The sequence below is a fragment of the Arenibacter amylolyticus genome (genome assembly GCF_002150785.1).
Lineage (GTDB): Bacteria > Bacteroidota > Bacteroidia > Flavobacteriales > Flavobacteriaceae > Arenibacter > Arenibacter amylolyticus.
This window is the reverse complement of sequence record NZ_MTAZ01000002.1, coordinates 1-19,139: the sequence shown is the minus strand read 5'-3', so window position 1 is coordinate 19,139 and position 19,139 is coordinate 1. Positions and strand designations below refer to the sequence as shown.

The following is a 19,139-nucleotide window of genomic DNA, read 5'->3' as shown; positions in this document are numbered from 1 at the left end:
AACATGGAGGTATTACATTCCAACATCATAGGAGCAGGAGAACCCCTTCTTATCCTTCACGGATTTTTAGGAATGCTGGACAACTGGAAAACCCTAGGAAAACAATACGGGGAGGAAGGCTTTGAAGTACATTTGATAGACCAACGCAACCACGGTAAAAGTTTTCATGCCACAACGTTTAATTACGATGTGATGGCAGAAGACTTAAACCGCTATATGGAACATCACAACTTAAGTAGTGCTATCCTATTAGGACATAGTATGGGCGGCAAAGTAGCCATGCAATTTGCCTGTACACACCCAGAGAAGGTAAAAAAACTACTAGTTGCCGATATTGCACCTAAATACTATCCGCCACACCACCAGGAAATTCTTAGCGGACTAAAGGCTATAAAAGTTCGCGAAATTTCGTCTAGACAGGAAGCCAACGATCGCTTAACAAGGTATATCACCCAACCTGGAGTTAGGCAGTTCTTACTAAAAAACCTTTATTGGGCAGAAAAAGGAGTCTTAGATTTCAGGTTTAATTTAGAGGTACTAAGCGAACGCATGGAGGAAATTGGCACAAACATAGGGGCCACGGACTCCTATGAAGGGCCCACTTTATTCCTTAGGGGAGATAAATCTGACTACATTACCGATGATGATACTAGAGCTATCCAGAAACATTTTCCAAGGGCAAGCGTGGAGACCATAAGCAATGCCGGCCATTGGCTACACGCGGAAAACCCGAAGGAGTTTTTGGCTAAATCCATCCCCTTTTTTAAAGAATAGCTCCCAAGATTTAACATGCAGCATGCCTAAGTGCTACAGGCAACGTGCATCATTTTACCAATAACCAATTTGGACACGGTTAGGGATAAAACATTTCCTGTATTTTATCCCTAACCCACTCCACCCCCACTCCTAGGAACCAAGATGTTTTTTACCGCAATATTGAATGCCGGGGGGATGCTTCCTTTAAAAAAATGATTATTTTTATTATCATAAAGTAGATTAACCCTATTTAACCCACAAACAAATCATGAAACTACTATTAAGAATACTTCTTACCGCAGTTGCCATAGTTATTTTAGACGCTATTTTACCTGGAGTAACAGTAGCCAGCTACACTACCGCCATTATAGTAGCCATAGTACTGGGATTATTGAATTTCATTGTTAAACCCATCCTAATTATACTCACCCTACCGGTAACCATTCTCACCCTTGGACTTTTCCTACTAATAATCAACGCTATAATTATCCTTTTAACTGATAGCCTAGTTGACGGTTTTGTGGTAGGGAATATCTGGTGGGCACTCCTTTTTAGCCTATTGCTATCCTTCTTGCAATCTATATTTTATAAGCTTCTAAACGACGACAAAAAACTTTAAGATACCTTTTTGACATTCAGTGGTTTAAAAACTTGTTGAAAATTATAAAATACAGTACTTTTGCATCCCATTTTATTTTAGCAAAATACAGATAACACATGAATATCACTAAAGAGCAGATAGACGAACTAAATGCAGTAGTAACCGTTGCGGTATCCAAGGAGGATTATCAAGACAAGGTAGAGACTATATTAAAGGACTACAGAAAGCAAGCCAATATCCCTGGATTCAGAAAAGGACAGGTTCCTATGGGGTTGATCAAGAAGCAATATGGAAAAGCTGTTTTGGTAGATGAGGTAAACAAACTGCTACAAGACAACCTAAACAAATATCTTACCGAAGAGAAGTTAGACGTTTTAGGGAATCCATTACCTAAGCAACAAGACAATTTTGATTGGGATGCCGAAAACTTTGCATTCGAATTTGAATTGGGCCTAGCTCCTTCTTTCGAGGTAGATCTTAAGACTAAGGAAGCCTTAACCCACTACAAGATTGTTGCTGATGACAAAATGATTGATGAACAAATAGAGCGTTTTCAGAAGCAATACGGTAAACTTATCAGCAAGGCCGAAGTAGGCAATAAAGATGAAGTGAGCGGTACGTTCACCAACGAGGCCGAGGAGATTGAAAACAAGACTGTTATAGAAATCGAAAAGATTGAAAGCAAGGAAGCCATAGACAGTCTATTGGGTAAAAAAGTTGGAGATGCAGTAACCCTTAAAACAAAGGATTTGTTTAAGGAAGAGCATTTACTGAGAGGTGCTTTAGGCATTGAAGCAGAAAAAGCTAAAGATTTAGACATAGAGGTTACTTTCACCATTGAGGAAATAAACGAAACAGAGCCTGCCAAATTGGATCAGGAGTTGTTTGACAAACTTTACGGAGAGGGAACCATTACTTCCGAGGAAGAGTTAAGAAACAGAATCAAGGAAGATACGGAAAAGCAATTTGAGCAGCAGTCCGACCAAAAGTTGCTTAACGACATTACCGAGCACTTTATTGAAAACACAAAGTTTGACCTTCCTACAGAATTTTTAACCAAATGGATTCAGACTACAGGCGAAAAACCATTAACCGAGGAAGAAGCTGCTGAAGAATTTGAAAAATCTGAAAAGGGATTACGCTATCAGTTGATTGAAGGAAAAATCATAGAGGCAAATGACATTCAAATTCAATTTGAAGAGTTAAAAGAGTACGCCAAAGGATTTATCAAGCAACAAATGGCTCAATTTGGCCAGTTAGATCCAAAAGAAGAGGAATTAGACAATATTGCTGCCAGAGTACTTTCTAACCAAGAGGAAGTAAAAAGGTTGAGCGAGCAATTGATGAGCCAAAAATTATTGAACCTTTACAAGGAGAAAGCCAACCTGAAAGTTAAGGAAGTTACTTTTGAAGACTTTGTAAAGGAAGCTTACGGCAATTAAGTCCAATTCCGTTAAAAACAAACATACTGCTTGGGAAAGGCCAAGACCTTGATAGTTTTGGCCCCTCCTTAACAGCGGTTAATGTTAAGTTACACGAAAAATAAGTATATTTACAGTGTCGGGAATATTATTTTCGACACTTTTTTTATCTTATAAAACCTCGAATAAAAAATATGGATTACGGGAAAGAATTTAAAAACTACGCTATTAACCATCACGGGATCAATAGCATGTACTATGACAACATTCTCAATAGCATGTACCCCACTAACCTAACCCCTAACATCATAGAGGAAAGGCAGCTAAATGCGGTAGCAATGGATGTCTTCTCCAGACTTATGATGGATAGGATCATCTTCTTGGGTACAGGTATCAATGATCAGGTAGCAAACATAGTGCAGGCGCAATTGCTTTTCCTAGAAAGTACCGATGCATCCAAGGACATTCAAATATACATCAACTCTCCTGGTGGAAGTGTATATGCCGGATTGGGCATCTATGACACCATGCAGTTCATAAAACCCGATGTAGCCACTATTTGTACGGGAATGGCCGCTTCTATGGGAGCCATCCTATTATGTGCTGGCGAAAAAGGAAAACGCAGTGGACTTACCCACTCTAGGGTTATGATTCATCAACCCTTAGGCGGAGCGCAAGGCCAAGCCAGTGATATTGAAATTACCGCAAGGGAAATTTTAAAACTAAAAGATGAGCTGTACCAAATAATTTCAAAACACTCTGGACAGCCACTAGAAAAAGTTACCGAGGACAGCGACCGGGATTACTGGATGAAAGCCAATGAGGCCATGGAGTATGGCATGATTGATGAAATCTTGGTAAGGGAAACCGAATAAGACCGACTAACTGCTAGGAAAATAAAGTTTTGCCCATAGATGCAGAACAGAAAAAAACGAACAAGTTCGTTTCTATTATTGAAAGTGATAAAATGATATGGCAAAAGAAAATTTAGAATGCTCTTTTTGTGGAAGAAAAAAACCGGAAACCAATTTATTGATTGCAGGTTTAGACGCCCATATTTGTGACCGTTGTATAGAACAGGCACATGGTATTGTGGCCGAAGAATCCAAACAAACAAAAAATCAGGACCTATCTTCCGAATTGACCCTAAAAAAGCCTTTGGAGATCAAGGAGTTTTTAGACACCTATATTATTGGTCAGGACAGAACCAAAAGAGTAATGTCTGTTGCAGTTTACAATCACTATAAGCGATTGTTACAACCAAAGAGCAAGGAAGACGACATAGAGATCCAAAAGAGTAATATTATAATGGCAGGGCAAACCGGTACCGGTAAAACCTTAATGGCTAAAACCATTGCCAAAATGCTTAATGTACCTTTAACCATAGTAGACGCTACGGTACTTACAGAAGCAGGTTATGTTGGGGAAGACGTAGAAAGTATCCTTACCCGCTTACTGCAGGCTGCGGATTACAACTTAGAAAGGGCAGAGCGAGGGATTGTATTTATTGACGAAATAGATAAGATAGCCCGTAAAAGCGACAACCCATCTATCACCAGAGACGTTTCTGGAGAGGGCGTACAGCAAGGATTGCTTAAGCTTTTGGAAGGAACGGTAGTAAACGTACCCCCAAAAGGAGGCCGTAAGCACCCAGACCAAAAGTTTATAGAGGTCAATACAGAGAACATCCTGTTTATTGCCGGAGGGGCCTTTGACGGTATTGAACGTCTTATTACCAAAAGACTGAATATGCAAGCTGTTGGTTACAGCGCTTCCAAGGCCGAGGAAAAGTTAGATCAGGAGAATATTCTACAATATATTATACCGAAAGACTTAAAGGATTTTGGTCTAATTCCGGAAATCATAGGAAGATTGCCTGTTCTCACCCACATGAACCCCTTGGATAAAAAGACCTTAAGGGCCATTTTAACGCAGCCCAAGAATGCAATCATAAAGCAATATGAGAAATTGTTCAATATGGACGATATCTCTTTTGAAATAACTGATGAAGCATTAGACTACATCGTAGATAAAGCCATTGAGTACAAATTGGGAGCAAGGGGACTTCGTTCTCTTTGTGAGGCCATTTTTACCGATGCCATGTTTGAGTTGCCCAGCTCGGAAGAAACTACCTTTAAGGTAACTAAATCCTATGCAGAGGATAAGCTCTCTTACGAAACAATCAATAAATTAAAAGCAGTCTCTTAAGACTGCTTTTTTCTTTATAAGGATTAATCCATATTACCTACCCCTCTATATTAGGCCCCTCCCCTAGATCACTTAAACAGATAGGTGCTGCCCCTTCCCTCACTGAGCCAATAGATCTACCTGCGCCCAAGAAGCATAGACCTCTTACACCCAAACGGCAATAAGGCCATCTCACAACAATGGGAGACAGCCTTTCTATGTAAGTTGATGCAACAAGGGACAAGCGAGGGTACAAACCTAAGCCCTAGGTTAAGCGACAAACTGTTTTTTTGTGATTTTGGTCAATAATTCTTGACACACCTTGATTATAATTTTCTCATCGGAGTAGAGGTCGTGCCCAAAACCTTTTACTATTTCGGTCTTAGCCCCAATCTGAGCCAACCACTGTTGGGATGGCTTACACATATCACACTCGCCATACAAAAGCTTAACATCGGCCGTAGGAGCCTGAGACTCCTTATCCAATCTTGCACTGGAAATAGCATATAATGATTTCATTGGAAGCCCTTTTAGAGCGGCCTTCCAAGCAATGACGCCTCCCATACCAAAGGCTAAAAAGTGACTAGGTTCTGTTACATTCTTTACCAAATGTGCTGCGGCAGTTACTATGCCACCCTCATCAAACGCCTTACCTACGTTCTCATCTGAATTCACTTCTAAATGAATATTGGCTAATTCCTGAATGTCGTAATAAGATATGTCATAATATTGCTGAAGATATCCTAAATAAGAGGTAATCCACAAGCCCTTTTTTGAGCCCCACTTGTCCGAAAGTATCACTAATTTTTTCGCCATAACAATTAATTTAAATTATTAAAAACGGGGGAGAGTACTATTGCAGAAACAAGTTGTGATTTTTTTACTTACATACCTTATTTATTTGTTCATATGAAGTAATTCCTCGATATAATCCCGTGTGTTAGACAGTCTGGGAATCTTATGTTGGCCACCCAATTTTCCTTTAGATTTCAGCCAATCGTAAAACAGGTTCTCCCGAGCAATATGAACCTTGGGCAAGCGCAGGGTAATGTTATTATATCGCTTTGCTTCATAATCCGAATTTAACGATTTCAGGGAGTTATCCAAGAACTCCACAAAAGATGCCAGTTCTTCAGGTTCCTTTCTAAATTCTATGATCCATTCATGAGCCCCCTTATCATTCCCCACCATAAATATGGGCGCTACGGTATAGTCTATAATTTCTGCACCGGTCTTCTTGCAAATCTGCTTAAGCGCTTCCTCTGCATTCTCTATAATCAACTCTTCCCCAAAAACATTAATATGATGTTTGGTTCTTCCAGTAACCTTTATCCTGTAAGGGTTTAGGGAGGTAAAGCGAACGGTATCCCCAATCTTATAGCGCCAAAGTCCGGCATTAGTAGTAATTACAATGGCATAATTGGTATTCAGCTTAACATTCCAAAGGGGGACGGTGGTTTCCTGGGCACTGCCATAGGTATCCATAGGTATAAACTCATAGAATATACCATAATCCAACATCAACAAAAGATCATCGGAATTGTTCCTATCCTGTATAGCAAAGAAGCCCTCCGAAGCATTATAAATCTCGTAATAATTAAAGCTTTTTCTAGGGAGCATGGCCTGGTACTGATCCTTATACGGATTAAAGCTTACACCTCCGTGGAAATACACTTCTAGGTTTTCCCAAACCTCAAATAAGTGCTGTTTCCCCGTTTCTTCCAATACTTGGTTCAACAATACCAACATCCAAGAAGGCACGCCCGCCAAGCTGGTAACATTCTCCTGAATACTCTCTTTAATAATTGCCTGCAACTTGCACTCCCATTCGCTCATAAGGGACACCTTATTACTAGGCGTACTGCTAAGTTCTGCCCAGAAAGGCATATTGTCTATAAGAATAGCAGAAAGATCCCCAAAGAAAGTACCGTTGTCCTGATACACCTCCGTACTACCTCCCAACCGAAGTCCTTTACCGGTGAAAAGCTGGGAGTTCTCATTGTTATTCAGATATAGGCAAAGTAGATCCTTGGCCGATTTATAATGGCAATCCTCCAAAGATTCCGTACTCACTGGAATAAATTTACTTTTGGCGTTGGTAGTCCCGCTACTTTTGGCAAACCATTTTATATTAGTGGGCCAAAAAATATTCTGTTCTCCTCTTCTAGTCCGTTCTATCATAGGCTCTACCTCTTCATAGGTGGTGATAGGCACACGCTCTACAAAGGCCTCATAATTGGAAATGGAGTTGAATCCGTATTGCTTACCCACTTCGGTACCTTCGGCAATGGACAGCAATTGATGCAACACCTCATCCTGAACTTCCTCCGGATATTTTAAAAAAAGTTCTATCTGATGGTACCGCTTTTTCAATAACCAGGAAGCAATTGAATTAAATAGGGGTATGGGCATTTTTAGGTATCTTTATCCCGAATTTAAGGACGGGAAGTTATTTTTTTATTTTAGCTAAAAATAGTTTTAATTGAATTCATAATCAAATAGAATTTACATAAGAAAAGTTATATGCAGTACCAGGGAGTGTTAAGAAAGATGGAAACAGAAATAGGAGAACCCATTCAATACTACTTACTATTTGATGGCGATTTCTTAAATATGAACCAGGTACTCAATAAGGAGCTCAAGATACAACATCTTGGATACCAATGCTTAAATTGCGGCGAAGAACGCCCCATTTACCGACAAGGATTTTGCAGGACTTGTTTTTTCGACATCCCCTCGGCCGGGGAATGGATTATGCGTCCAGAGTTAAGTACCGCGCATTTAGACCAAGAGGATCGGGATCTTGAGTATGAAAAAAAAGTTCAGCTACAGCCACACATTGTCTATTTAGCCAATTCTAGTACCATTAAGGTGGGCGTAACCAGAAAAACCCAGGTCCCTACAAGATGGATAGACCAGGGAGCACATGAAGCTATAGAAATAGTGGAGGTTCCCAACAGGTATCTGGCCGGAATTACGGAGGTAGCACTTAAAGACCATGTGGCCGACAAGACCAACTGGCGCAAAATGCTCACCAACAACGTGGTAGACGAAGACCTGGTAGAAGTCCGCAACAAACTAAAGCAATACCTACCTGAAGAGGCCTTGGAATATTACTTGGAAAACAAGCAGGAAACCCAATTAGAGTTTCCTGTGCTTCAATACCCCACCAAGGTTAAAAGCCTAAACCTAACCAAGACCCCTGCTTACCAGGGGGTCCTAAAAGGGATTAAGGGTCAATATCTTATTTTTGAAGACAATACGGTCTTTAACATTCGTAGCAACGAGGGTTCAGTGGTGTCACTAGAATTTAATTAACAGAATCCTTTTTTGTTTCCTCCGTTGGTTCCTTTTTCTTTCCAAAGAGGCCGCCCAGTATTTTCTTAGCAGCCTCTTTTTGTGCTTCCTTTTGTGCTTCTCTACTACCTGTCTCCACGGAATCTTTTTTGGTGACCGTATCGTTTTTCTTAGTGGTGCCACCAAGAATTCCGCCTAAAACATCCTTCACCTTTTCGGCATTCTCTTTCTTGGTAGAATCCGTTTTCTTTTGATTCTTGGCAAGGATATCACCAATAACATCCTTCGCCTTATCCTTTCCTTTATTAATTAGTTTTTGCTTCTCTATTTCTACCAACTGCGCCGTAATATTCTTAATACCAGAGGCTAGGTCCGTGCTGATTTTGGGATTGGTATAAGCCCCACCTATAGTTGCCGTAACCGGAACTGTGAGCTCCTCTAGGGACGACTCGTTGATGCGTGCCATTAATTGCTCAACCTCTTTCCCTAGATATTTGGCTGGCACCTGAATGGTGGCTCTATAATTTAATTCCTGATCAAAAGAATGGCTTCCCGCAACATCAATAGCAAAATCCTTATAGTTAAGCGTAAATGGTTTTACTTTTACTACCCCGTCCTCAAAATTTAGATCGGTTTTTAAATTTTTTAAATTTAGGTTTTCTAGATCTAAAAAATTCAACTTCCCATCCAGGGCAGACAACAACGGAGCATCCTTGGCATCAATTTTACTTGTCATTAACTCTGCCAATATACTTCCTGTTACGGACAATAAGTTAGGGGTAAAATCGTCCTTTAAATTCCCCGAAATACGCACTTCGGAATTCATGGCACCGTGTAGTATTTTAGCTATAGGAGCCAAAGTCCTAAACATCTCTAGCCCATTAAACGTTTCGGCTATACTAAAATTATTCATCCCTAAGTCCATGGCAAAGGTGGGTGTTTTCCCTTTGGTAGACACCTCTCCATTAACCGCCAAGATCCCATTAAATAGAGAAGAGGACATATTAGAGAGAGTAGCCGTTTCATCCTTTATTTTGAGTGTTCCCTTTACATCTTTCAATCTCAGGTTGTCATAGACCACGGTATTGGCACTCGCATTTATGGTGCAATCTAAAAACGACGGAATCTTGATTTTTTCCTCGGAAGGAACTGAGGAACTAGAGGCTGCTAATTCTTCCCCTTTATTTTCTCCCTCGTCAGTGGCTACCATAAAATCTGAAATATCAAAGACATTCGATTTTAGGTTAAACCTACCTTCCACCTTTTCATTATTGAACATAAAGCCCAACAGGTTATCGATGGTACCCGTAGCATCAAAATCTGTATTCCCAGTTTTCCCTTTTAGCTCCGTAAGGCTTACCGTAGTAGGATTAAAGGAAACCGCGGTGGACTGCAGTATAACGGGACTCGGAATTTCATCGGATTTATATTCAAAATCCTTCAATAAAAGGGTGCCCTTGGTTCTAGTTTTCGCATATTCCTTGCGCTCTATGGAGGCCATATCAAAAGCAGTAGCGATATCAGCATTCAAAATACCCTTCAAATCCATTCCCGAAGGCACTGGATAGGCTTTAGATATATTTGCCAAATTCATTTTACCATCTACCTGCGCATCTACTTTAGTATTGCCCATTAAATCACGAATTTTGGCAACCATATTAAATTTATCCTCATCTATCATAAAAGACAGCCTTCTAATATCTATAAAGGTGTCTTCTGTTATCCCAGTAGTATTGGATATCTCTGTATCAATAAAAACATTCCTGACGGATTTTGGCAAATCGGGGTATTTAAAGGAAGCATTCTCAGAGTTGATATCGATTTTAAATTTAGGAATGTGTTTCTCATCCACCACACCTTTAAACTCCCCTTGTACCGTAAAATTCCCGGTAGTGGTCACCTTTTCTATGTTTTTGGAATACACCTCTGGAATCACAGCTAAAAAGTTCTTGAAATCGGAGGAAGGTGTTTTAAAGCTAATATCCACTTCCTGATTATCCTCGTTTAACTTTACAAACCCATCAAAAACAAGAGGCAATTGATTTACAAGAGCTTCATTCTCCAAAAAAGTATATTTGTTTTCTTTAAGATCTATCCCAATCAGCGCCTTTAGCTTAACGGGATTTCGATTTAGATACTGGGTACTATCCATCACAAAAGATACCCGTCCACTGGTTTCCGTATCTAGCTCTGAAGTAGCCAAGGACAGATCGCCCGTCCCCATGTGGTTCATCTCCTCCACCGTAAGGAATATTCCTGTGGAAGCATCCCCATACTGAATAATAGCATCTTTAATTTCATAGGACTCCAAAGACAAGGTAAATTGGCTTTGGGAGGGATTAGCACTAACTGTTTCCTGCCCTCCAGTTTCCTCCAAGGCAATATCATAATTGGCGTTCTCTTCCTTATCAACCTTTATATTTAATCTACCCCCATCCACCTTAAGGCTCTTTAATATTATGGGCTCGGAAGCGTCTTTCAATAATTCTTTAACCGACATATTTAGCGCTACCCCTTTAGCAGCAAACAAAGTATCCCCTTCAAAGGGAGCCCTATTAATAAGGGTTATATCCTTCATGGTAACCCTAGCATACGGGAAACTAGAAAACAAGGTAAGATCTGCATCGGAAAAATCGAACGACGCGTTAATACTACTATTTACTTTATTTTTAATAATGTCCGCAATTTTTCCCTTTAAGAAAAATGGGGTTGCAATTAGCAACAAAACGACTATCAAAAGAATACCTCCAATAACCTTTAAAACCTTATTTTTCATTTTATACTCCTATTTTTTTACAAGATAATCTTGAACAACTAACTTAATTGCCTATTTCAATTTCAATATTGGCTCATTCAAGGCAACCCAATTCAGTCTCAGGGCACGCCTATTGTTTTTGCAGGTAACAACCTCTTGCCGTTAATCTTTACAGACCATTGCAGCACCGGTTACAGGGCCGCACCCTCAGAACCGTAAAAAGCCAATTTTATTATCCTTATATCTTTAATTCCTGATTTACATCCAATTTAAATCGCTTTCTAAATAGATATACGAAAAAATAGAGAAAAGGGGTGTCCAAGGAAGCTACAATTACCTTAAAAACAAACCCGCTAATCACTAGGCCATAAAACATATGCCATGGGAGCACCCCAAAAACACACAAAAGCCCCACTACCGTAAAGGTGTCTATAAACTGAGAAAGAAAGGTTGAAAAATTGTTTCGCAACCATAGGTGCTTTCCTTTCGTCATTTTTTTCCAAAAGTGGTAGATCCCTATATCTATATATTGGGCAAACAGATAAGCCATCATAGAGGCGATAACCGCAATAGGAGAAAGCGAAAACACCTGGTTAAACACCTGATCGTTTACTGGAGAGCCGTCTATTGCTGGTACAAAATTAGCCACCAAAACAATTCCCATGGAAAAAATGGAGGCAAAAATCCCTGCGGTCACCACCTGGTTCGCTTTTTTCCTTCCATAAATCTCCGATATAAGATCTGTTATTAAAAAGGTGATAGGATAGGGCAATACTCCCACCGAAATCTCGAACAATGGCGCCCCAAAAACCGTGAAATCCCCAAAAGGATTCCAATAAAAAAATTTTTGAAATATAAGGTTAGACACCACTAGGGAGGTGATGAACAAAGCCCCAAGGTAGAGGTATATTTTAAAGGCCAGTTTCTTATCCGCTTCCTTTAAGCTACCTTCCTCCATTACTGTTGTATATTTTTTAATATCACCATAGATTATGACAAAATCACCTGTATGGGATATCTGTCGTTTAACAAAAGAACAAATGTAAACAACCCAAAGTGAATAGTTGCAATATCCTCTTGCCTCGTGGAATCAAAAATTTGGTGACATTCTCAACTACCAACAATATATGGGTATAAGAAATAATAGAGCTACCTTGACTCCAAGGCAGCTCTATTATTTTATTTAATCTGTAACGTAAAGGGCATACGAGCCTGCACTCCTTTATTTTCCATAACCGAGCGCACTTCCTTTAAAATTTTGTAGGCTTCTGCCCCAATTTCCTTTTCAATCAAGGCTTCCTTACCCTTAGCACCAGTTCCCCCAAAATCTTCCATAAATTTTTCGAAGCCAGACTTGTATTTGGGCAAACGCTGTATGCGGTAGGTTTCTAGATCTACCATCTCTGCTGCAGCGGCAATAGCATCATCCAATCCTCCCAATTCATCTACCAGCCCCAATCGTTTGGCATCTACCCCACTCCATACACGTCCTTGCGCCAAACTATCTGCTTGGGCTAGGGTAATTCCCCTTCCTTCCGCCACGCGGTCTAAGAAGGTATTGTACACCTCCGCTATCCCCTCTTGCACATTGTTCCTAAAAGTCTCCTGCATTGGCTTAAACAAGGAATACTCCACTGCATTTTTATTGGTCCCCACCTGCTCAGCATTTATTCCAATATCCTCTGCCAATTCGCTTACATTGGGCACCGTACCAAAAACGCCGATAGATCCGGTAATAGTAGTAGGCTCGGCAAATATTCTGTTAGCTCCAGCTGCAATATAGTACCCTCCCGAGGCCGCTACATCTCCCATAGAGACCAAGACCGGCTTCACTTCCTTCGTAATTTCTATTTCCCTCCAGATAATATCGGAGGCAAGCGCACTACCTCCTGGGGAGTTTACTCTAAGCACAATAGCTTTAACACTTTCATCTTTCCTAGCTTTTTTTAAGGCCTCGTTAATGATTCCTTGCCCAATTACGTTGGGTCCTCCTTCGCCGTACCATATTTCCCCTTGGGCATAAATTACCGCTATCCTATCCTTCCCGGTATGGAGGCGTTTCTTTTTAGCGGTCTTTATGTAATCTTCTAAAGCCACGTAGTTAATCTCTTCTTCCAAATCCAATCCAAGGTTTTCCTTAATCCTTGCTTCATACTCGTCGTAATGCGCCAATTGATCTATTAAACCAGATTTTAAAGCATAGGTAGTGGTCCTAGCCCCCAAGGTATCCGCTATTTGATTTAGGTCATCTACAGAAAGCCCTCTACTCTCCGAAATATCCGTGAGCACTGTGCCCCATAGAGCATCTAATAATTCCTTGATCTGACTCCTGTTGGCGTCGCTCATTTCATTGGCAATAAAAGGCTCTACCGCACTCTTGTATTTCCCGTGCCTAATAACCTCCATTTTAACACCGGTTTTTTCCTGCAACTCCTTAAAGAACAGCACCTCGGTAGACAAGCCCCTAAAATCCATAGCCCCCACAGGATTTAAAAAAACCTCGTTGGCCACACTTGCCAGATAGTAATCTTTCTGGGTAAAGAAATCTCCATAGGCAACTATAAACTTTCCACTTTCCTGGAAATCTTTTAGCGCATTGCGTATGGCGTGGGTTTGGGAAAGCCCAGCAAGTAAAACACTGTTACTGATACTAATCCCCTTAATTTTCCGATCTTCCTTGGCCACCCGAATAGCATGCAACAACTCATCCAACCCTTGATTAACATTGAAGAGTCCAGCAAATGGGTCGGAATCATCCATACCTACATAGTCCTCGATGGGGTACTGCAACTGTAATTCCAGTACAGAGTTATCTTTTACTCCCACGGTGCCATCCCTATTCCCGACTAAGGCCATAAAGACCATAAACATCACAAACAGGATCCCAAACGCTATAAGTCCGCCTATAATAGAGGCTAGTAAATTTCTTAAAAACTTCATTTAAATCAGGAATTAACGATAACTCACAAAGATAGTTATTAGGATTTTTATGTTATTTAAAATTCTTACAAAATATTTATGGTCCATCTTTTTACTACAAGCAAAGACACCCTGCCAATCTAGGGGGCTACCAGCCCAAAACGCTCCCATTCTTAATGCGTTTTACCGCTTTGTTAATAACATTCCTTTTATGAAGTTGATTTCTTTTATTTACTTTGCCTGCCTAAGATGAACCCAAGCACCACTACATACATCTCCCTCGGGAGCAATTTAGGGGATAGACTCCACCTTTTACAAGATGGAATATTCCAAATCAATTCCCGTGTTGGAAAGGTTACCAAGACCTCCCATGTGTACGAAACTCCCGCTTGGGGTTTTGACGGGGATCCATTTTACAATGCCTGTATCTGTGTAGAAACCCAGTTATCACCCCCGGAACTACTGGAGGAGTTGCTTCAAATTGAAGTTTTATTAGGCAGAGAACGAAAACTAATTAGTGGTTATGCCTCTCGGACCTTGGATTTGGACATTCTATATTACGACAAGGAGATCCTTAAAACAGAACACCTGGAGATTCCCCACCCCAACCTTTCTAAAAGAAGGTTTGTATTACGGCCATTGGCAGACATAGCACCACAATTTTACCATCCTATCGCTAATAAAGATACTAGGAACCTATTGCAGGAATGCAAGGATAAGAGTGAAATAGTGCGGACTCCCCATAAATTATACATCAACAGAACACAGTTGTTTTCTCAACTCCATTTCATCTCCATTGAAGGAAATATTGGCGCTGGGAAGACCACCTTGGCCACCAAGATTGGAGAGGACTACAATGCAAAGTTGGTACTAGAGCGATTTGCAGACAATGCTTTTCTACCTAAGTTTTACGAGGACCCGGCACGATTTGCGTTTCCCTTGGAAATGTCTTTTTTAGCCGACAGGTATCAGCAGTTCATGGACGATACGTCTCAGTACGACTTGTTCAAAAACTTTATGGTTAGTGATTACGACATCCATAAATCCTTGATTTTTGCGAAAGTTACCCTTCAAGAAGAAGAGTTTAACCTCTACCGCAAGTTGTTCCACATGATGTATAAGGAGGTGCAAAGACCTAGAATGTTTGTTTACCTATACCAGAATACGGAACGACTCATCCAAAACATCAAAAAAAGAGGAAGAAGTTACGAGCAACATATAGAGGGAGCTTATTTGGAAAAAATCAACCACGGTTATTTTGACTACATCAAGAGTTTTCCGGAACAGAACAACTTAATCATTGATATAAGCGAACTGGATTTTGTTAAGAACAAAGAAGATTACGAACACATCCTCTACAAGATTCAACAATTTGCCGTACAGCTATCCGTTTAGGTCTACCAATCTACTCCCCTTGTAATTTGGACCACAGGTCCCAGACCACAATCCCTACACTTACTGAAATATTAAGAGAGTGCTTGGTTCCGTATTGGGGTATTTCCAAAACGCCATTGCTTTTGGAGACCACCTTTTGAGAGACGCCTTTCACCTCATTTCCAAAGACCAAGGCGTATTTCATCTCTTTTTCCCCTTCAAAGCGGTTTAACATACTGGCATTTTCTGCCTGTTCAACAGAATATACAGCATACCCTTCTTGCTGTAGCTTCTCCACTACCTCTAAGGCATCCTTACAGTATTCCCACGCCACGCTGTCTGTAGCTCCCAGTGCGGTTTTATGAATATCTTTATGGGGCGGGGTGGCAGTAATACCACAGAGATAAATTTTTTCGATTAAAAAAGCATCAGCCGTTCTAAAAACAGAACCAATATTATTTAAACTCCTCACATTATCTAACACTATACATATAGGCGTCTTTGGTTGTTTTTTAAACTCCTCTACATTAAGTCGGTCTAATTCACTATTCTCCAGTTTACGCATTCCCAATTACTTTATTACACCTCCATTTAACTTCCTAGCGGAAATAAATTCGGTCGCTTTTTCAATAAGTTATCCTCAAAATATCAACAAAAGTAGGCATTCCAATAGATAAGCCTTAATTTCGTTATTTTAGATTGGACACAAAAATAAGTTAATAAATTCGCTTTTGGGAGATACAGGAAAGACAAAAAAGGTTACACCTTTAATGAAGCAGTACAACACCATAAAGGTGAAATATCCAGATGCCCTTTTATTGTTTAGAGTGGGCGACTTTTATGAGACCTTTGGTGAAGATGCAGTTAAGGCCTCACAAATTTTGGGAATCATCCTTACCCATCGGAACAACGGTGGGGATAAGACAGAATTAGCTGGATTCCCACATCACTCCTTAAACACCTACTTACCTAAATTGGTGAAAGCAGGTCAACGAGTGGCTATTTGCGACCAATTGGAAGACCCCAAACTTACCAAAACCATTGTAAAAAGGGGTGTTACAGAATTGGTGACTCCTGGGGTAGCTATGAACGATGATATCCTAACGGCGAAAAACAACAATTTTCTTTGTGCGGTCCATTTTGGCAGAAAGCGATTGGGCATTGCCTTTGTGGATATCTCTACCGGAGAGTTCCTAACATCGGAGGGGAATGAGGAGCAGATTGATAAATTACTGCAGAACTTCTCCCCAAATGAAGTCTTGGTATCAAAATCTAACAGAAAAGAATTTTCCGCTGTATTTGGCACCCAATTCCACACTTATTACACGGAAGACTGGGTATTTCAGGAAGATTACGCCTTTGAATCGCTCACCAACCACTTCCAGACCAAGAGCTTAAAAGGCTTTGGGGTAGATCACTTAAGCCATGGGGTTGTGGCTGCGGGGGTGATAATGCACTACCTATCCGATACCCAACACAAACAGCTACAACACATAAGCAGTTTACAACGTATTGCGGAGGAAGAACATATTTGGATGGACCGGTTTACCATCCGAAACTTGGAATTATACCATTCTACCCATCAAAATGCCGTAACCCTACTAGATGTTATAGACAAAACCCTATCCCCTATGGGCGGACGGATGTTAAAAAGATGGTTGGCCCTACCGTTGAAAAACATCGAGAAAATTAACAGGAGACACCAGGTAATTGGCCATTTAAAGGACAATGAGGAGGTGCTTCATCCACTGAGAAACTCCATTAAACAAATTGGAGATTTGGAACGACTAATTTCCAAGGTAGCTACGGGTAAAATAAACCCCAAGGAGGTGGTGCAGTTAAAGAATTCTCTAGAAGCCATTGTCCCCATTAAGGAGTTGACCGTAAAAACCAAGAACGAGGCATTAGCCCTTTTAGGGGACCAGCTGCACGGTTGCGAGTTGTTACGCGATAAGATCAACAAAATGCTGAACGAAGAGGCCCCGGTAAACCTTGCTAAGGGAAAAACAATTGCCAAGGGGTATTCCCAGGAATTGGATGAATTACGGGATTTGGCATTTTCAGGAAAGGATTACTTGGACAAAATGCTGGAACGCGAAACCGAACGTACAGGTATTACCTCCCTAAAAATAGCGTCCAATAACGTTTTTGGTTACTATATAGAGGTGCGTAACACCCATAAGGACAAAGTGCCGGAAGAATGGATCCGTAAACAGACCCTGGTAAACGCAGAACGTTATATTACCGAAGAACTAAAAGAATACGAAGCCAAAATACTGGGGGCAGAAGAGCGCATCCTGGAGTTAGAACAGCAACTGTTCTCCCAGTTGGTGGTATGGATGCAAGAGTATATTGCTCCCGTCCAGAATAATGCCCACTTAGTAGCTCAATTAGACTGCTTATGCGGATTTACCCAATTGGCCATTGATAATAATTACGTAGCTCCTGTGATGGACGATTCCACTGAATTGTCTATTGTTGGCGGTAGGCATCCTGTTATTGAGAGGCAATTGCCTTTTGAAGAAGAATACATTGCCAACGACCTTATCCTAAATAGGGAGGAACAGCAGATTATCATGATTACCGGTCCCAACATGAGTGGTAAATCGGCCATATTAAGACAGACTGCACTTATTGTCCTCTTGGCACAGATGGGCTGCTTTGTTCCTGCCACCTCTGCCAAAATTGGTTATGTAGACAAAATATTTACCCGTGTAGGCGCCAGTGATAATATTTCCATGGGAGAATCTACCTTTATGGTAGAAATGAACGAGACCGCCTCTATCCTTAACAACCTTTCGGAACGCAGTTTGGTTTTACTGGATGAGATAGGTAGGGGTACCAGCACCTATGATGGCATTTCCATTGCCTGGGCAATATCCGAATATTTACACGAGCACCCTGCGAAGGCCAAAACACTTTTCGCTACGCATTATCACGAGCTCAACGAAATGACCAATACCTTTGAACGTATAAAGAACTACAATGTAGCGGTAAAGGAATTAGAGGATAACGTACTCTTTTTACGAAAGCTAACCCCAGGGGGTAGTGAGCATAGTTTTGGGATCCATGTAGCAAAAATGGCGGGAATGCCCCAACAGGTAATCCATAAAGCCAATAATATCCTTAAGAAATTGGAAAAATCACATTCCAGCGAAGAGCTTACGGATAAATTGCAATTGGTGCAGAATGAGATGCAACTAAGCTTCTTTAATTTGGACGACCCCTTACTGGAAGAGATCAAAGAAGAGATAACCCATCTAGATATCAACACCTTAACCCCCGTAGAAGCGTTAATGAAGCTCAACGAGATAAAACGATTGCTCACTAAAAAGAAGAATGCATAGGTTCTTTTGGCCCTACTAGGAAAGAAAGATGCTATTACCCAACCCACTCATCCTATGCCAATTAGAAAGAATATGATACTTTTTAGTGAAAAAGGCTTTGCAATATGTAGAAATATATTAAATTTGCTCCCGCATTCGAGAAGGATGCGACGTTCATAAAGAAAAAGGCGAAAATAGCTCAGTTGGTAGAGCGCCACCTTGCCAAGGTGGAGGTCGCGGGTTCGAATCCCGTTTTTCGCTCGCAAGACGAAAACCGCCCTCCATCGACATTTATGTCGGCAAAGGGTTCCCCCGAAGCATAGGGGCCGTTTTTCGCTCATTAAACCTCCACGTTCTACCAGATGTGGAAACCTGCAAAACAGCAGAGGCTCGAGTGGTGGAATTGGTAGACACGTTGGACTTAAAATCCAATGGCCATTATGGCCGTGCGGGTTCAAGTCCCGCCTCGAGTACGAATGAAGAAAAGACCAAAGTGAAAGCTT

At 40.8% G+C, this 19,139-nt stretch carries 14 protein-coding genes and 2 tRNA genes; 10 read left to right on the top strand and 6 right to left on the bottom strand.

What is annotated here, in order from left to right:
* Window positions 1-3: 3 nt before the first annotated feature.
* From BV214_RS00180 to clpX, 5 genes are all read left to right on the top strand, one after another.
* Entirely contained in the window at window positions 4-774 is a 771-nt protein-coding gene (locus tag BV214_RS00180; RefSeq protein ID WP_086475459.1) for an alpha/beta fold hydrolase, read from the top strand.
* A gap of 250 nt (window positions 775-1,024) precedes the next feature.
* A complete protein-coding gene (locus BV214_RS00175; protein ID WP_086475458.1) occupies window positions 1,025-1,375 on the top strand; it encodes a phage holin family protein in 351 nt (116 codons plus the stop codon).
* A gap of 98 nt (window positions 1,376-1,473) precedes the next feature.
* Window positions 1,474-2,799, top strand: coding sequence for a trigger factor (gene tig, locus BV214_RS00170; protein ID WP_086475457.1), 1,326 nt, complete (start codon window positions 1,474-1,476; stop codon window positions 2,797-2,799).
* A 173-nt stretch (window positions 2,800-2,972) separates the two neighbouring features.
* Window positions 2,973-3,653, top strand: a complete 681-nt coding sequence (clpP, locus tag BV214_RS00165) for an ATP-dependent Clp endopeptidase proteolytic subunit ClpP (protein ID WP_086475456.1) — start codon at window positions 2,973-2,975, stop codon at window positions 3,651-3,653.
* Between the two features lie 97 nt (window positions 3,654-3,750).
* On the top strand, window positions 3,751-4,986 hold the full coding sequence (clpX, locus tag BV214_RS00160; RefSeq protein ID WP_086475455.1) for an ATP-dependent Clp protease ATP-binding subunit ClpX: 1,236 nt from the start codon (window positions 3,751-3,753) through the stop codon (window positions 4,984-4,986).
* Between the two features lie 249 nt (window positions 4,987-5,235).
* Here the strand turns inward: clpX and BV214_RS00155 are convergent, their stop codons facing one another.
* The gene (locus BV214_RS00155; protein ID WP_086475454.1) at window positions 5,236-5,781 is read right to left on the bottom strand and encodes a hypothetical protein; all 546 of its coding nucleotides are present in this window, start codon (window positions 5,779-5,781) and stop codon (window positions 5,236-5,238) included.
* 81 nt (window positions 5,782-5,862) lie between these two features.
* The gene (locus BV214_RS00150; RefSeq protein WP_086475453.1) at window positions 5,863-7,377 is read right to left on the bottom strand and encodes a GH3 auxin-responsive promoter family protein; all 1,515 of its coding nucleotides are present in this window, start codon (window positions 7,375-7,377) and stop codon (window positions 5,863-5,865) included.
* A 111-nt stretch (window positions 7,378-7,488) separates the two neighbouring features.
* On the opposite strand from BV214_RS00150, the gene BV214_RS00145 reads away from it, so the two are divergent.
* On the top strand, window positions 7,489-8,283 hold the full coding sequence (locus tag BV214_RS00145; protein WP_086475452.1) for a DUF2797 domain-containing protein: 795 nt from the start codon (window positions 7,489-7,491) through the stop codon (window positions 8,281-8,283).
* Here BV214_RS00145 and BV214_RS00140 read toward each other — a convergent pair.
* From BV214_RS00140 to sppA, 3 genes are all read right to left on the bottom strand, one after another.
* Complete coding sequence (locus tag BV214_RS00140) at window positions 8,276-11,038, bottom strand: AsmA-like C-terminal region-containing protein (RefSeq protein ID WP_086475451.1); 2,763 nt, start codon at window positions 11,036-11,038, stop codon at window positions 8,276-8,278. The two genes, BV214_RS00145 and BV214_RS00140, sit on opposite strands and share 8 nt — an antisense overlap.
* Before the next feature lie 217 nt (window positions 11,039-11,255).
* Complete coding sequence (locus BV214_RS00135; protein WP_086475450.1) at window positions 11,256-11,975, bottom strand: queuosine precursor transporter; 720 nt, start codon at window positions 11,973-11,975, stop codon at window positions 11,256-11,258.
* A gap of 221 nt (window positions 11,976-12,196) precedes the next feature.
* The gene (gene sppA, locus BV214_RS00130; RefSeq protein WP_086475449.1) at window positions 12,197-13,957 is read right to left on the bottom strand and encodes a signal peptide peptidase SppA; all 1,761 of its coding nucleotides are present in this window, start codon (window positions 13,955-13,957) and stop codon (window positions 12,197-12,199) included.
* Between the two features lie 228 nt (window positions 13,958-14,185).
* On the opposite strand from sppA, the gene folK reads away from it, so the two are divergent.
* Window positions 14,186-15,331 carry a 2-amino-4-hydroxy-6-hydroxymethyldihydropteridine diphosphokinase gene (gene folK / locus BV214_RS00125; RefSeq protein WP_086475448.1) on the top strand — a complete coding sequence of 382 codons (1,146 nt, stop codon included), beginning with the start codon at window positions 14,186-14,188 and terminating at the stop codon, window positions 15,329-15,331.
* 10 nt (window positions 15,332-15,341) lie between these two features.
* Here the strand turns inward: folK and BV214_RS00120 are convergent, their stop codons facing one another.
* Window positions 15,342-15,875, bottom strand: coding sequence for an RNA methyltransferase (locus BV214_RS00120; RefSeq protein ID WP_086475447.1), 534 nt, complete (start codon window positions 15,873-15,875; stop codon window positions 15,342-15,344).
* A 205-nt stretch (window positions 15,876-16,080) separates the two neighbouring features.
* Between BV214_RS00120 and mutS the strand changes: the two genes are divergently transcribed.
* The 3 genes from mutS (at window position 16,081) to BV214_RS00105 (ending at window position 19,109) form a co-directional block, all read left to right on the top strand.
* On the top strand, window positions 16,081-18,657 hold the full coding sequence (gene mutS / locus BV214_RS00115) for a DNA mismatch repair protein MutS (RefSeq protein ID WP_086475543.1): 2,577 nt from the start codon (window positions 16,081-16,083) through the stop codon (window positions 18,655-18,657).
* Between the two features lie 167 nt (window positions 18,658-18,824).
* A tRNA-Gly gene (locus BV214_RS00110) sits at window positions 18,825-18,897 on the top strand.
* Window positions 18,898-19,024: 127 nt separating this feature from the next.
* Window positions 19,025-19,109, top strand: a tRNA-Leu gene (locus BV214_RS00105).
* Window positions 19,110-19,139: the final 30 nt, after the last annotated feature.

Excerpts from the sequence above, each read along its gene's own strand:
- BV214_RS00180 (WP_086475459.1), top strand. The coding sequence starts at position 4 with ATGGAGGTATTACATTCCAACATCATAGGAGCAGGAGAACCCCTTCTT.
- BV214_RS00175 (WP_086475458.1), top strand. The coding sequence starts at position 1,025 with ATGAAACTACTATTAAGAATACTTCTTACCGCAGTTGCCATAGTTATT.
- tig (WP_086475457.1), top strand. The coding sequence starts at position 1,474 with ATGAATATCACTAAAGAGCAGATAGACGAACTAAATGCAGTAGTAACC.
- clpP (WP_086475456.1), top strand. The coding sequence starts at position 2,973 with ATGGATTACGGGAAAGAATTTAAAAACTACGCTATTAACCATCACGGG.
- clpX (WP_086475455.1), top strand. The coding sequence starts at position 3,751 with ATGGCAAAAGAAAATTTAGAATGCTCTTTTTGTGGAAGAAAAAAACCG.
- BV214_RS00155 (WP_086475454.1), bottom strand. The coding sequence starts at position 5,781 with ATGGCGAAAAAATTAGTGATACTTTCGGACAAGTGGGGCTCAAAAAAG.
- BV214_RS00150 (WP_086475453.1), bottom strand. The coding sequence starts at position 7,377 with ATGCCCATACCCCTATTTAATTCAATTGCTTCCTGGTTATTGAAAAAG.
- BV214_RS00145 (WP_086475452.1), top strand. The coding sequence starts at position 7,489 with ATGCAGTACCAGGGAGTGTTAAGAAAGATGGAAACAGAAATAGGAGAA.
- BV214_RS00140 (WP_086475451.1), bottom strand. The coding sequence starts at position 11,038 with ATGAAAAATAAGGTTTTAAAGGTTATTGGAGGTATTCTTTTGATAGTC.
- BV214_RS00135 (WP_086475450.1), bottom strand. The coding sequence starts at position 11,975 with ATGGAGGAAGGTAGCTTAAAGGAAGCGGATAAGAAACTGGCCTTTAAA.
- sppA (WP_086475449.1), bottom strand. The coding sequence starts at position 13,957 with ATGAAGTTTTTAAGAAATTTACTAGCCTCTATTATAGGCGGACTTATA.
- folK (WP_086475448.1), top strand. The coding sequence starts at position 14,186 with ATGAACCCAAGCACCACTACATACATCTCCCTCGGGAGCAATTTAGGG.
- BV214_RS00120 (WP_086475447.1), bottom strand. The coding sequence starts at position 15,875 with ATGCGTAAACTGGAGAATAGTGAATTAGACCGACTTAATGTAGAGGAG.
- mutS (WP_086475543.1), top strand. The coding sequence starts at position 16,081 with ATGAAGCAGTACAACACCATAAAGGTGAAATATCCAGATGCCCTTTTA.